This is a genomic window from Geodermatophilus sp. SYSU D01119 (assembly GCF_054049975.1).
Map to the genome: position 1 here is coordinate 43,225 of NZ_JBJGYL010000003.1, position 13,382 is coordinate 56,606.

The window sequence follows — 13,382 nt, forward strand, 5'->3', positions numbered from 1 at the left end:
GTCAGCCCCGGTCGCGGCGGGGGCGGTAGGGCGCGCCCGGGTTGAACACCTCGAGCGTGTAGGCGTCGAGGCGGCGCAGCAGGGCGCGGGTGCGGGTCACAGGGGTGGTGGTCGGCTGTGTCATGGCGTCTCCAGGCGGATCTCGGGGTGGGGACGTCGTCGTCTCGGCCGCGTCCCACGCTCCCCGCGACCGGTTGCGGCGTGGACACGTCCGGGTGAACGGGCGGGAAACCGCACCGTGTCCTCAGCCACTGTCCTCAGCCACTGCCCTCAGCCACTCGCGGCGAGCGCGTCCTCCAGCGCCGCCCACCCGTCCCGCCGGGCGCCGGCCGCCCGCTCGGCGGCGGCCCGCTCCGGCCCCAGCGCGGCGTCCACCGCGGCGGCGAGCTGCGCGGCCAGCGGCCGCAGGAACGGCCAGACCCGCAGGCCCAGCAGCCGGCGGGTGGCGTCGGCGGAGCCGGCGAGCCGGGCCGCCTCCTCCGGCCGCCCGCTCAGCAGGGCGACGCCGGCCAGTGCCTCCAGGCAGTTGGCCAGGCCCTCCCGGTCGGCCAGCGCCCGGTGGAGGGCGGCGGCCTCCCGCAGGTGCGCCGCGGCGCCGTCCGGGTCGCCGCCCAGCAGCGCGTCGAGGCCGAGCTGGTCGAGGACGGCGGCCGCGAGGTGGTCGTCGCGGCTCGCCCGCGCGGCCCGGAGCGCCTCGGTGTGCCGGGCGGTGGCCGCCGGCACGTCGCCGGCCAGCAGGTCGACGTCGCCCAGCGGCACGAGGGTGAACGCGACCGCCCACGGGTCGCCGCTGGCCCGCGCGGCGGCCTCGGCCTCCTCCAGCTGCGGGCGCAGCGACGGGTCCTCCGGCGTCCGGGTCATCGCCAGCAGCGTCAGCCCCTGGGCCAGCAGCCACGGGTCGCCGAGCTCCCGCGCCTCGGCCACCAGCCCGGTCAGCTGCGGCACGGCGTCCGCGGGCCGCCCCATGGCGATCGCGGTGCTGCCGCAGGCCCAGCGCAGCGACGCCGCCGCGGCGGGGGAGAGCCGGCGGGCCGAGGGCAGCGCGGCGGTGCGGTCGGCGAGCTCGGACATCGCGGCGAGCCGGCCGCGCGCCCACCACCAGCGGGCCAGCGGCGCGGCCAGGCCGACGACGAGCTCGGCCCGGTCGGCGGTCACCGCCCACTCCAGCGTGGCCTCCAGGTCGTCGGCCTCGGCCTCCAGACGGGCCAGCCACGACGCCCGGTCCGGCCCGGCGAGCCCGGCGGCCGCCGCCTCGGCCACCCCGGTGAGGTGGCGGGCCAGCCGCTCGCGCGCCGCGTCCTCCTCCCGGAGCTCGCGCAGCCGCTCGGCGGCGAAGGCGCGCACCACGTCGAGCATGCGGAAGCGCGGCTCGCCGCCGGCGGCGTCATCCGGGGCGACCAGGCTCTGCGCGACCAGCGCCGACAGCGCCTCGACGACGTCGACGTCGCCGTCCACCGCGGCGACCGCCTCGGCGGTGTCCAGCGTGCAGCCGCCGGTGCACACCGACAGCCGGGCGAGCACCAGCCGCTCCTCGGCACCGAGCAGCTCGTGGCTCCACTCCAGCGTGGCGCGCAGGGTCCGCTGGCGGTCGGGCAGGTCGGCGACCGGCGCCCGCAGGTCCAGCGCGCTGCGCAGCCGGCGCAGCAGCGCCCGCGGCGGCAGCACCCGGACCCGGGCCGCGGCCAGCTCGATCGCCAGCGGCAGCCCCTCCAGCCGGCGCACCAGCTCCCCGACGGCGGCCGCGTCCTCGCCCTCGGCGGTGAACGACGGGTCGGCGGCGCGGGCGCGGGCGGTGAACAGCTGCACCGCCGGCGCGGCCGGGTCCGGGGCCCCGGGGGCGGGCACGGGCAGCGGCTGCAGCGGCACGTCGGTCTCACCGCGCAGGCCCAGCACGCTGCGGCTGGTCACCAGCAGGTCCAGCCGCGGGCAGCGCTCCAGCAGCGCGGCCAGCACCGGCGCGACGCCGGACACCTGCTCGGCGTTGTCGAGCACCAGCAGCGCCGACACCCCCGCGAGCCGCTCGGCCACGACGTCGACCAGCGGGCGGGCGCCCTCCGGCCGCACCCCGAGGACCCCGGCGACGGCGACCGGCACCCCCGCCGCGTCGCGGACCGGCGCCAGGTCGACGAACCAGACGCCGTCGCGCTCCGCCCGCACCACGGCGGCGCCGGCCAGGGCCAGCCGCGTCTTGCCGATGCCGCCCGGGCCGGTGAGCGTCACCAGCCGCACCTCCGGCGCGCGCAGCAGCCCGGTGAGCAGCCCGAGCTCCGTGCCGCGGTCGACCAGCGGCGTCGGTGGCTCCGGCAGCCACCCGGGGGTGAGGCCGGGCACCGGCGCCCCGGGCGCGGGGCGGGCGGCGAAGCGCTCCGTGAGCAGGACGGCGAGGTCGTCGGCGACCTGCTCGCCGAGCCGCGCGGGATCGCTGAAGGGCACCGTCGACGCGCCGCCGGTGGCCTGCATCCGCTCGACCAGCGCGGCCAGCCGGGGGTCGCGGTCCGGCGCCGGGTCGCGCACGTACAGCAGCCGGGGCAGCCCGTCGGACAGGTCGAACTCGTCCTCGATGCCCGACACCGCCATCCCCGGCGCGACCCAGCCGTAGCTGTCGCCGTAGAGGCCGACGAAGACGTCGCTCTGCCGCAGGTAGGCCCGGTAGAGGTCACGCGGGGGGTGCGGTCGGGCACCGAGCTCGAACATCACCGGGGTCAGCCGGAGCGAGGTCACCGCCGCCCGGACGGCCGCCCGCTCGGCGGCGAGCTCGGTGAGCGTCGAGGACACGAAGACCCGCAGCCGGCGGTCCGGCGTGCCGATCGGTGCGGCCGGTTCGGGACCGGGCCCGGTCATGGCGCCTCCCGCGACGGGCGGCCCCGCGGCCGCTCCCGGGACCCGGAGCGTAGGGCCGCGGGCGGCCGCGCCGACAGGCCCCGCGCCCCCCGCGTGTCCGCTGCGGCGTGGCGCACGCCTGCGCCCGGAAAGCCGGTGACAGCGGGGCGCGGCGGTGCTCCAATGGGCGCCGCACGGGGGAGGCACCGACGACGGAGGTCCCGGTGGACCCTGCCACCACCACCGTGCGCCCGGCGGCCGCCCGCCGCCGCGAGCTGCTCCCCGCCATGCGCGCCCTGCTCAGGGTGTTCAGCGTGCTGACCGGGCTGGCCGTCCTCGCCCTGCTCGTCCAGCCCGGCCGGACGGCGGAGGTGTTCGCGTGGACGATCGCCCCGCCGGCCACCGCCGCCTTCCTCGGCGCGGGCTACGCCGCGGGCTGCACCCTGGTCCTGCTGTCGCTGCGCGACCCGGTGTGGGCGCGCAGCCGGGTCGCGGTGCTGACCATCCTGGTGTTCACCGTGCTGACCCTGGTCGCCACGCTCGTGCACCTCGACCGCCTGCACCTGCAGCCGGAGTTCGCCGACGCGCCGCTCCTCGCCCGCGCCGCGGCCTGGTTCTGGACCGGCGTCTACGTGCTCGTCCCGGTGGCGATGGCCGTCGTGCTGGTCGTGCAGGAACGCGCGCCGGGCACCGACCCGCCGCGCCGCGCGCCGGTCCCGGTCCCGCTGCGGGCCGCCCTCGGCGCGGAGTCGGTCGTGCTGCTCGCCGTCGGCGCGCTGCTGTCGGTCGCCCCCGCCGACACCACCGCGCTGTGGCCCTGGCCGCTGACCCCGTTCACCGCGCGGGTGGTCGGCGCGTGGCTCGTCGCCTTCGGCGTCGCGACCGCCCTGGCCGCCCTCGCCGGCGACCTCGAGCGGCTGCGCACCTCCGCCGTCGCCTACACCGTCTTCGGCGTCCTCGTCCTCCTGGTCGTGGCGGTGCACGCCGGCGACGTCGGGTGGGACCGCCCGGCCGCCTGGGTGCTGGTCGCCGTGGCCGCCGCGATCGCCCTGACCGGCGCGGCCGGCTGGCGCCTCGCCCCCGCGCCGGGGAGGCACCGGCCGTGAGCGGTGGGCGCGAGGCCTGCCTGCTCGTCGTCACCCGCGACGACGACGTCCGCGACACCACGACCGCGGAGCTCACCCGCCGCTACGGCGGCGACTACGAGGTCCGGTCCTGCGCCTCCCCGGAGGAGGCCGCCGCGACGCTGACCGACGACGGCACCCCGGTCGCCGTCCTGCTCGGCGGGTTCGGCGACGCCGACCCCGACGGCCTCGCCGAGCTCCGGGCCCTGCACGCGCGTGCCCCGGGCGCGGTGTCGGTGGCCCTGGTCCGGTGGGGGGCCTGGGAGACGGCGCGGCCGATCTTCGACGCGCTGACCGTCGGCCAGCTCGACCGCTGGCTCACCGCGCCGCAGGTCCGCGGCGACGAGGAGTTCCACCGGCTGGTCACCGAGGTGCTCGAGGAGTGGTCCTCGCGCCGGGCCGGCGGGTTCCAGGCGGTGCGGGTCATCGGCGAGCAGTGGTCGCCGCGCTCGCAGCAGCTGCGCGACTCCTTCTCCCGCAACCGCATCCCGCTCGGCTTCCTCGACGCCGGCTCCCGGGCCGGCGCCGAGGCGCTGGCCGCGCTCGGCCTGTCCGAGCCGAGGCTGCCGGTGGTGAGCATCCGGTTCACGCGCGAGCCGGTCGTGCTGCAGGACCCCACCGACCTCGAGATCGCCGACGCCTTCGGCCTGTTCACCCCGCTCGATCCCGACGTCGTCCACGACGTCCTCGTGCTCGGCTCCGGCCCGGCCGGCCTCGGCGCGAGCGTGTACGCCGCCTCGGAGGGCCTGTCGACGCTGGTGGTGGAGGGCGAGGCGATCGGCGGGCAGGCCGGCACCAGCTCGCTGATCCGCAACTACCCGGGGTTCCCCACCGGGATCAGCGGCAGCCGGCTGGCCTTCAGCGCCTACCAGCAGGCGTGGGCGTTCGGCGCCCGGTTCCACTTCATGCGCCGGGGCAGCGGTCTGGGGACCACCCCGGACGGGCTGCACCGGATCGCGCTCAGCGACGGGACGACGGCGTGCGCGCGCACCGTCGTGGTGGCCACCGGCGCGAGCTGGCGCCGGCTCGGGGTGCCCGAGCTCGAGGCGCTCACCGGCCGCGGCGTCTTCTACGGGGCGGCGGTCACCGAGGCGCCGGCGATGCGCGGCCGGCACGTGTTCGTCGTCGGCGGCGGCAACTCCGCCGGGCAGGCGGCGGTCTACCTGGCCGGCTACGCCGACCGGGTCACCGTGCTGGTCCGGCGGGCCACGCTCACCGAGACGATGTCGGACTACCTGATCCGCGAGCTGGAGGCGCTGCCCACCGTCGACATCCGCTACCGCGTGCAGGTCACCGGCGGCAGCGGCACCGACTTCCTCGAGTCGGTGGTGCTGCGCGACCTGGACACGGGCGAGGAGACGGTGGAGGAGGGCGTGCTGTTCGTCCTCATCGGCAGCGAGCCGCGCACCGACTGGCTCGCCGGCACGCTCGCCCGCGACCGCTGGGGCTTCCTGCTCACCGGCAGCGAGCTGCTCGCCGACGGCGTCACGCCGGCCTGGCCGCTGGACCGCCCGCCCGCGCCGCTGGAGACCAGCACGCCGGGGGTGTTCGCCGCCGGCGACGTGCGGGCCGGCTCGGTGAAGCGGGTCGCCTCCGCGGTGGGCGAGGGCGCCCTGGTGGTGACGCTGGTGCACGCGCACCTGGCGGCGATGCGGGCCGCCGGGCAGGTCAGCGCGCCGGCAGCGCGCGGCTGACGGCGGGGGAGGGGCGCAGGGCCACCGGCCGGCCGGTCCACTCGGCCCGGTCGAGGGTGTCGGTGAGCAGCTCGCGGCCCGACGGCGACAGCGCCGTCACCGAGCGGGCGTCGATGACGTCCACCCGCACCGGCTCCCGGCCGTAGCAGCGCCAGAACGCCTCGACGGCGGCCGCGTCGACCTCGCCGGCGAGCACCAGCACCCGGCCGCCGGAGGTGTTGAGCAGGCGCACGACGCCCCGGCGCAGCGCAGCAGGGACGGCGGCCACGCTCCCCAGTGTGCCCGCCGCCTCCCCGGCGGCGTCGGTGCCCTCGGCGAGACTGGGGCGGTGGACCGGGTGCTGCTGCGCCGCGACGGCGGGGACGTCGTCGCCGCCGACTGCGCGGCCGACGGCACCCCCGGACCGGCCACCCGCCTGCCCGCCGGCGACCTGCCCGCCTGGGTCGCCGCCCGCGAGCGCGCGGGTGCGGTCCGCTGGACGTGGGACGACACCACCCGCTGGTACCCGGGGCTGCTCGACGCCGGCGTGCGGGTGGAGCGGTGCACCGACCTCCGGCTGACCGGCGCCCTGCTGCGCCGCTCGCCGCTGGCCGACCCGGCGCTGCTCGCCGGCGGAGACGCCGCCGGCTGGGCGGCGCTGGAGCCCCGCACCGGCGGCGACCCCGCCCTGTTCGAGCTCGAGGACCCGGCCGACCGGCTCGACCCGGCCGCCGAGCTCCGCCGCCAGCAGGCCGCCCTCGCCGCCTCCCCGCACGGGGCCCGCCTGGGCCTGCTGGTCGCCGCCGAGTGCTCCGGCGCGCTGGCCGCCGCCGAGATGACCTGGGCAGGCCTGCCCTGGCGCGCCGACGAGCACGCGCGGCTGCTCACCGGCCTGCTCGGCGAGCGCCCGCCGGCGGGGCTGCGGCCGCCGGTGCTGGAGCGGCTGGCCGGCGAGGTGCGGGCCGTGCTGCGCGCCCCCGACCTCAACCCCGACTCCCCGGCCGTGCTGCTGCGGGCGCTGCAGACCGCTGGCCTGCCCGTGGAGGACACCCGCTCCTGGACGCTGGAGCGCATCGAGCACCCCGTCGTCCCGCCGCTGCTGGAGTACAAGCGGCTGGCCCGGCTGCTCGCCGCCAACGGCTGGGCGTGGCTGGACACGTGGGTGCGCGACGGGCGGTTCCGCCCGGTGTTCCTGCCCGGCGGGGTGGTCACGGGCCGCTGGGCCTCGCACGGCGGCGGCGCGCTGTCGGTGCCGGTGCAGGTCCGCCCGGCGGCGGTGGCCGACGACGGGTGGGCGCTGGTGGTGGCCGACGTCGCCCAGCTCGAGCCGCGGGTGCTCGCCGGGATGAGCCGCGACGCAGCGCTGGCCGAGGCCGCCCGCGACCGCGACCTCTACGCCGGGATGGTCGCCGCGGGCGTGGTCGGCACCCGCGCGGAGGCCAAGGTCGGGGTGCTCGGCGCGCTCTACGGCGGCACCCGCGGTGAGAGCGGGCGGATGATGCCGCGCCTGGCCCGCCGCTACCCGCGGGCCATCGGCCTGGTGGAGGACGCGGCGCGGGCCGGCGAGCGCGGCGGGGTGGTGCAGACGCTGCTCGGCCGCGGCTCCCCGCTGCCCGGCGGCGCGTGGGCCGACCGCGGCGCCGACCTCGGCGAGGCACCCGAGCCCGGGGGCCGCGACTCCGACCGGGCGCGCCGCGCGTGGGGCCGCTTCACCCGCAACTTCGTCGTCCAGGGCACCGGCGCGGAGTGGGCGCTGTGCTGGCTCGCCGACCTGCGCAACCGGCTGTGGCGCCTCGGCGAGGGGCAGGTGCACCAGCGCCCGCACCTGGTGTTCTTCCTCCACGACGAGGTGGTCGTGCACACGCCGGCCGACCTCGCCGACCGGGTGGCCGGCGAGGTCCGCGCCGCCGCCGCGACGGCCGGGCGGCTGCTGTTCGGGGACTTCCCGCTCGACTTCCCGCTCGACGTCGCCGTCGTCCGGTCCTGGGCCGACGCGGGCTGAGCCTCAGCGGCCGCCGAAGAGCTTGCGGTCGTACCAGGCCGCCAGCACCGGGTAGCGCGCCGGCAGCAGCCGCACCAGCCGGTCGACGAGCACGGCGTCCTTGCCCACGCGCACCCGCGGCCGCCCGGCCTCGACGCCGTCGACGACGATCCGCGCCGCCTGCTCGGCCGGCATCTTCAGCAGCTTCTCGTCGTAGACCCGCTGGCGGGCGACCTCGGCGGCCGACAGCTCGATGCCCTGCGCCTGCGCCTCCCGCGCCGTCGACGAGGCGATGTTCGTCTTCACGCCGCCGGGGTGCACGACCGTCACCTGCACCGGGTGGCCACCGGCGATCATCTCGGTGCGCACCACCTCGGTGAACCCGCGGACGGCGAACTTGCTCGCGCAGTACGCCGAGAGCGTCGGCTGGGCCATGAACCCGTTGAGGCTGGACACGTTGACCACGTGCCCGTCGCCGGAGGCGATCAGGTGCGGCAGGAACGCCTTGGTCCCGTTGATGACGCCGAACAGGTTGACCCCGAGGGTGCGGTCGTAGGTTTCCCAGTCGGTGTCGAGCACCGAGCGGCCGCCGCCGGAGATGCCGGCGTTGTTGTAGACCTGGTGCACCACGCCGAAGTGCGCGGCCACCGCGTCGGCGTACGCGACGACGGCCGCGCGGTCGCTCACGTCGAGGCGGGCGGTGTGCACCTCGGCGCCCAGCGCCTCCGCCCGGTCGGCGGTCTGGCCGAGGCCCAGCTCGTCGACGTCGGACAGGGCGAGGCGCGCGCCCCGCTTGGCCAGCTCGAAGGCCAGCTGCCGGCCGATGCCGGACCCGGCACCGGTGACGACGGCGACCTTGTCGCGCACGCTGCTCATCGGTTCTCCCCTGGGAGGTCGGCGCCCGCTCCGCGGGCGGTGTTCCTGCGGCCCGCTCCGCGGGCGGTGTTCCTGCGGCCCGCTCCGCGGGCGAGGTCGGTGGTGAGCTCGACGAGCCGGTCGACGACCCCCGGTGCCAGGTGGTGGCCCATGCCGGGGACCTCGACGTGCCGGGCGCCGGCGATGGCGTCGGCGGTGGCCCGCCCGCCGCTGGGGTGGACCATCCGGTCGACGTCGCCGTGCACGACCAGCGTCGGGGCGGTGATGCGGGCCAGCTCGGGCGTGCGGTCGCCGGAGGCCTGGATGGCCTGGATCTGGCGGGCCACCTCCCGCGACCGGTCGCCGCCCACGCGGTCCCACACCGCGGTGGCCCAGGCGCGCTCGAGGTCGTCGTCGGGCGGGAAGCCGGGGCCGCCGATGTGCGCCAGCATCGCCAGGTGCCGCTCGACGGACTCCTCGACGGTGCGCGGCGCCGCCTCTGCCAGCCGCAGGATCGTGGAGCGGGCCGGCTGGCCCACCCGGCGGTGTCCGGTGGTCGAGAAGATCGACGTCAGGCTCGCCACCCGGTGCGGGTGCCGGGCCGCGACCACCTGGGCGATCATCCCGCCCATCGACATGCCGACCAGGTGCACCCGGGCGATGCCGAGGGCGTCGAGCAGGCCGACGGTGTCGGCGGCCATGTCGGTGAGGTCGTAGGCGTCCGGGCGCGGCCGGGCCAGCAGCTGGCGGGCGCGCCCGGGCGGCGGGGCAGCGATCCGCCCCGACCGGCCGGCGTCGCGGTTGTCCAGCCGGACGACGCGGAAGCCGCGGGCGGTGAACCCGTCGACCATCCGCCGCGGCCACGAGGTGAGGTCCAGCCCGAGGCCCGCGACCAGCAGCAGCGGCTCGCCGTCGTCGGGACCGTCGACCCGGAAGCAGATCCGCGGGCCCGCCGGCAGGTCGGCGAAGCGGTCGGCATCGGTGGCGCGCGGCTGGCCGGTGGCGCGGGGCGCCTCGGTGGCGGTCACGCGCCCACCGCCGCGGCCGGCTGCGGCAGGCGGTCGCGCGACGAGGTGAGCCGGAGCTCCGGGTCGACGACGCTGTCGGCCCGGAGCAGCTTGACGTCGTCGGAGTAGTCCATCGAGGTCAGCCACGGCATGCGGTCGCCCTGGCGGGGGAGCTGGGCGACCGCGCGCTGGATGTAGCCGGCGGCGAAGTCGAGGAAGGGCCGCGTGGGCATGCCCGGGTCGGCGAGGACCGGCCGGGCGGTGTCGAGGCCGCGCTGGTCCATGTGGCGCAGCAGCCGGACGAAGTGCTCGCAGAGCAGCCCGATCTTCAGCGTCCAGGAGGAGTTGGTGTAGCCGATGGCGAAGGCCAGGTTCGGCACCCCGGACAGCATCATGCCCTTGTAGGCGACGGTCTCCGACAGCGTCACCGGCTCGCCGTCCACGGTGATCGCGACCCCGCCGAAGGCCTGCACCGACAGGCCGGTGGCCGTGACGACCACGTCGGCGTCGAGGTGCTCCCCGGAGGCGAGCCGGATGCCGGTCTCGTCGAAGGTGGTGATCCGGTCGGTGACCACCGACGCCGTGCCCGCGCGGATCGCGCGGAACAGGTCGCCGTCGGGGACGGCGCACAGCCGCTGGTCCCACGGGTCGTACGGCGGGTTGAAGTGCGTGTCGACCTCGAAGCCCTCGGGCAGCTGCTTGGTGTTGACCCACCGGATCGCCGTGCGCGCGGCCTTCGGGTGCTTCTGCGCGAAGCGGTAGATGGCGCGCTGCTGGGCGATGTTCTTGCGGCGGATCAGCGCGTGCGCCCGCTCGTCGCCGAACCAGCGCCGCAGCCGGGCGGCGATCGGGTCCTCGCGCGGCACGGGCAGCACGTAGGTGGGCGTGCGCTGCAGCATCGTCACGTGCGCGGCGGTGCCGGCGATGGCCGGCACGATCGTCACGGCGGTGGCCCCGCTGCCGATGACGACGACCCGCTTGCCGGTCAGGTCGAGGTCCTCGGGCCAGAACTGCGGGTGCACGACCTCACCGCGGAACCGGTCGCGGCCCTCGAACACGGGGGTGAAGCCCTCGTCGTAGCGGTAGTAGCCGCCGGCGCAGAACACCCAGCCTGCGGTGAACTGCAGCCGCTCGCCGGTGTCGGTGCGCTCGACGTCGACCGTCCAGCGGGCGTCGGCGCTCGACCAGGCCACGGCCAGCACCCGGTGGTGGTAGCGGATCCGCTCGTCGAGGCCGTTCTCGGTGGCCGTCTCGCGCAGGTAGGCGAGGATCTTCGGGGCGTCGGCGATGGACTGCCGGTCGCGCCACGGCTTGAACTCGTACCCGAACGTCGACAGGTCGGAGTCCGAGCGGATGCCGGGGTAGCGGAACAGGTCCCAGGTGCCGCCCGAGGCGCCGCGCGCCTCGAGGATCGCGAAGCTCTTCGCCGGCAGCTCGGTGGTCAGGTACCGGCCGGCGCCGATGCCGGAGATCCCGGCGCCGACGATCAACACGTCGAGGTGCTCGACCGGCGTCGGGACCGGTGGCTGGCTGGTGGTCATGCGGTGGCTCTCCCCGGGGACGGACGTGTGCCTGATACCGACCATCCGTGGCGCAGGCCACCGTCCGCAACGACGACGTGCACCCCGTCGCGGCCCGGGTGGTGCACGATGCACCGGTGAGTGACGACTGGCCGCGGGTCTCCGAGCGCACGCGGGAGCTGTTCCGGCGCGGCGCCGAGGCGGCGCTGGACCCGCGCGCCGAGTGGATCGAGGAGCTGCACGCCGCGGCGCTGGGCAGCGAGCGGATGCGACCGGTGGCCGAGGACCCGGTGCTCGCCGAGGCGACCCGCCGGGCGAACCTCGCCAACCTGCTGCACTGGGCGGCGGCCAACGTGCAGCACCCCGGCCGCCGGGTGCCGGCGAACCTCGGCCCGGAGGTGCTGGAGGCCGCCCGCGACCTGGTGCGCCGCGGGCTGGACCAGAGCGGGCTGGACGCCTACCGGACCGCGCAGGGCGTGGCGTGGCGGCGGTGGATGGAGATCTGCTTCGAGCTCACCACTGACCCCGCGGAGCTGCGCGAGCTGCTCGACGTCTCGGCGCTGTCGATCACCGCGTTCATCGACGACACGGTCGCGGCCGTCTCCGAGCGGATGGCCGCCGAGCGCACCGAGCTCACCCGGGGCGGGCTCGCCGAGCGCCGGGCCACGGTGGCGCTGCTGCTGGAGGGCGCGCCGATCGCCCGCGCCCGCGCGGAGGCCCAGCTCGGCTACGGGCTGACCGGGCCGCACACCGCCGCCGTCGTCTGGTCGGGATCCGGCACCGCGGGGCCCGAGGACCTCGAGGCGGCGGCCGAGGCGCTCACCCGCGCCGCCGGCGCACCGCGCCGGCTGACCGTGGTGGCCAGCGCCGCCGCGCTGTGGGTGTGGCTGCCGGTGGGCACTGCGCCGCGGGTGGCCGACCTGACGCCGTCGCTGGCCCGGACGCCGGGCGTCCGGGTCGCCGTCGGCCGGCCCGGTCGCGACGTCGAGGGCTTCCGGCGCAGCCACCTCGACGCCGCGACCACCCAGCGGATGCTCGCCCGCCTGACCTCCCCGCAGCAGGCGGCCCGCTACGAGGACGTGCAGCTCGTCGCGCTGCTCACCGCCGAGCCGACCGCGGTCGACGAGTTCCTCGCCGACACCCTCGGCGGGCTGCTCACCGCCGACGCCGACGTGCGCCGGACGGTGCGCACCTACGTGCAGGAGCTGGGCAACGCCTCCCGCACCGCCGAGCGGCTGTGGACCCACCGCAACACCGTGCTGCGCCGGCTGGCGCGCGCCGAGGAGCTGCTGCCCCGGCCGCTGGCCGACAACGTCCTCGGCGTCGCGGCGGCGCTGGAGGTGCTGCGCTGGCGCGGCCCGGGAGGGTGAGCGCTCAGGCCGGCTGGGCCTCGCGGTCGGGCGCCCGGCGGCTCAGCACCCAGCCGACCAGCGCCGCCACCGGGAACATCAGCACCCCGTAGACCGCGGCCGGGATCGCCAGCTCCACGCTGCCGAGCACGCTGATCGCCACCGCGATGGCCAGCGTGCTGTTGTGCACGCCGATCTCGAAGCAGCAGGCGATCGCCTGGCGGTGGCCGATGCCCAGCGCGCGCGGCACGGCGAACCCGAGCAGCAGGCTCAGCAGGCAGAAGGCGAGCGCCACCAGGCCCACCTGGCGCAGGTAGCCGCCGACGTCCTCCCGCTCGGCGAGCACGGTGCCCACGATGACCAGCGCCAGCACCACCGCCGACAGCACGCGCACCGGGCGGTCCATGCGGTCGGCGAAGGCCGGGGCGCCACGCCGCACGAGCATGCCCAGCGCCACCGGCACCAGCACGACCGCGAAGACCTGCACCGTCTTGCCGAACTGCAGGCCGATCGAGTCCGCGCCGGCCGGCTCGAAGACGGTGACCGCGAGGTTGGTGAGCAGCGGCAGCGTGACGACGGCCAGCAGCGAGTTGACCGCCGTCAGCGAGACGTTGAGCGCGACGTCGCCGCGGTACAGGTGGCTGAACAGGTTCGCCGTGGTGCCGCCGGGGGAGGCGGCGAGCAGCACCATGCCGACGGCGAGCACCGGCTCCAGCCCGGCCAGCGCCACCAGCCCGAAGCACAGCGCGGGCAGCACGAGCACCTGCAGGCCCAGCGCGACGACGGCCGCCTTCGGGCGGCGGGTGACCCGGGCGAAGTCGTCGACGGTCAGCGACAGCCCGAGGCCGAACATGATCACCGCCAGCGCGGCGGGGAGGGCGACGGTGCTGAGGGCCGAGTCCATGGGCGACCTCCGGGACGGCCGCGGCGCCGTTGCCGCGGGACTGTGCGGATCGTGGCGGACCGCGGGCCCCGAGGCGAGCCCCACACCGGTCGGACGCCACCCGGGCGGTTGAGGGTGCACCCGTCCGGGCACCCCACCTGGAGCGCTCG

The 13,382-nt window shown here is 77.4% G+C and carries 11 protein-coding genes; 4 read left to right on the top strand and 7 right to left on the bottom strand.

What is annotated here, in order from left to right:
• Window position 1: 1 nt before the first annotated feature.
• Window positions 2-124 carry a hypothetical protein gene (locus ACI79X_RS02900; protein WP_457023904.1) on the bottom strand — a complete coding sequence of 41 codons (123 nt, stop codon included), beginning with the start codon at window positions 122-124 and terminating at the stop codon, window positions 2-4.
• Window positions 125-270: 146 nt separating this feature from the next.
• Complete coding sequence (locus ACI79X_RS02905; RefSeq protein ID WP_457023905.1) at window positions 271-2,841, bottom strand: ATP-binding protein; 2,571 nt, start codon at window positions 2,839-2,841, stop codon at window positions 271-273.
• 203 nt (window positions 2,842-3,044) lie between these two features.
• On the opposite strand from ACI79X_RS02905, the gene ACI79X_RS02910 reads away from it, so the two are divergent.
• Window positions 3,045-3,926, top strand: coding sequence for a hypothetical protein (locus ACI79X_RS02910; protein ID WP_457023906.1), 882 nt, complete (start codon window positions 3,045-3,047; stop codon window positions 3,924-3,926).
• Window positions 3,923-5,638, top strand: a complete 1,716-nt coding sequence (locus tag ACI79X_RS02915) for an FAD-dependent oxidoreductase (RefSeq protein WP_457023907.1) — start codon at window positions 3,923-3,925, stop codon at window positions 5,636-5,638. The genes ACI79X_RS02910 and ACI79X_RS02915 overlap by 4 nt, the downstream gene beginning before the upstream one ends.
• Here ACI79X_RS02915 and ACI79X_RS02920 read toward each other — a convergent pair.
• Window positions 5,613-5,906 carry a hypothetical protein gene (locus ACI79X_RS02920; RefSeq protein WP_457023908.1) on the bottom strand — a complete coding sequence of 98 codons (294 nt, stop codon included), beginning with the start codon at window positions 5,904-5,906 and terminating at the stop codon, window positions 5,613-5,615. The genes ACI79X_RS02915 and ACI79X_RS02920 overlap by 26 nt on opposite strands.
• Before the next feature lie 60 nt (window positions 5,907-5,966).
• Here ACI79X_RS02920 and ACI79X_RS02925 point away from each other — a divergent pair, with 60 nt between their 5' ends.
• A complete protein-coding gene (locus tag ACI79X_RS02925) occupies window positions 5,967-7,619 on the top strand; it encodes a bifunctional 3'-5' exonuclease/DNA polymerase (RefSeq protein WP_457023909.1) in 1,653 nt (550 codons plus the stop codon).
• Window positions 7,620-7,622: 3 nt separating this feature from the next.
• Here ACI79X_RS02925 and ACI79X_RS02930 read toward each other — a convergent pair whose 3' ends face one another.
• Genes ACI79X_RS02930 through ACI79X_RS02940 form a run of 3 tightly spaced genes read right to left on the bottom strand, consistent with a single transcriptional unit; the run spans window position 7,623 to window position 11,001 of the window.
• Window positions 7,623-8,474, bottom strand: a complete 852-nt coding sequence (locus ACI79X_RS02930; RefSeq protein WP_457023910.1) for an SDR family NAD(P)-dependent oxidoreductase — start codon at window positions 8,472-8,474, stop codon at window positions 7,623-7,625.
• A complete protein-coding gene (locus ACI79X_RS02935) occupies window positions 8,471-9,481 on the bottom strand; it encodes an alpha/beta fold hydrolase (protein WP_457023911.1) in 1,011 nt (336 codons plus the stop codon). The genes ACI79X_RS02930 and ACI79X_RS02935 overlap by 4 nt, the downstream gene beginning before the upstream one ends.
• Window positions 9,478-11,001 carry a flavin-containing monooxygenase gene (locus tag ACI79X_RS02940; protein ID WP_457023912.1) on the bottom strand — a complete coding sequence of 508 codons (1,524 nt, stop codon included), beginning with the start codon at window positions 10,999-11,001 and terminating at the stop codon, window positions 9,478-9,480. The genes ACI79X_RS02935 and ACI79X_RS02940 overlap by 4 nt, the downstream gene beginning before the upstream one ends.
• Window positions 11,002-11,048: 47 nt before the next feature.
• Between ACI79X_RS02940 and ACI79X_RS02945 the strand changes: the two genes are divergently transcribed.
• Window positions 11,049-12,350, top strand: a complete 1,302-nt coding sequence (locus ACI79X_RS02945; protein WP_457023913.1) for a PucR family transcriptional regulator — start codon at window positions 11,049-11,051, stop codon at window positions 12,348-12,350.
• A 4-nt stretch (window positions 12,351-12,354) separates the two neighbouring features.
• On the opposite strand, the gene ACI79X_RS02950 is transcribed toward ACI79X_RS02945, so the two are convergent.
• Window positions 12,355-13,233 carry a bile acid:sodium symporter family protein gene (locus ACI79X_RS02950; protein ID WP_457023914.1) on the bottom strand — a complete coding sequence of 293 codons (879 nt, stop codon included), beginning with the start codon at window positions 13,231-13,233 and terminating at the stop codon, window positions 12,355-12,357.
• Window positions 13,234-13,382 lie beyond the last annotated feature (149 nt).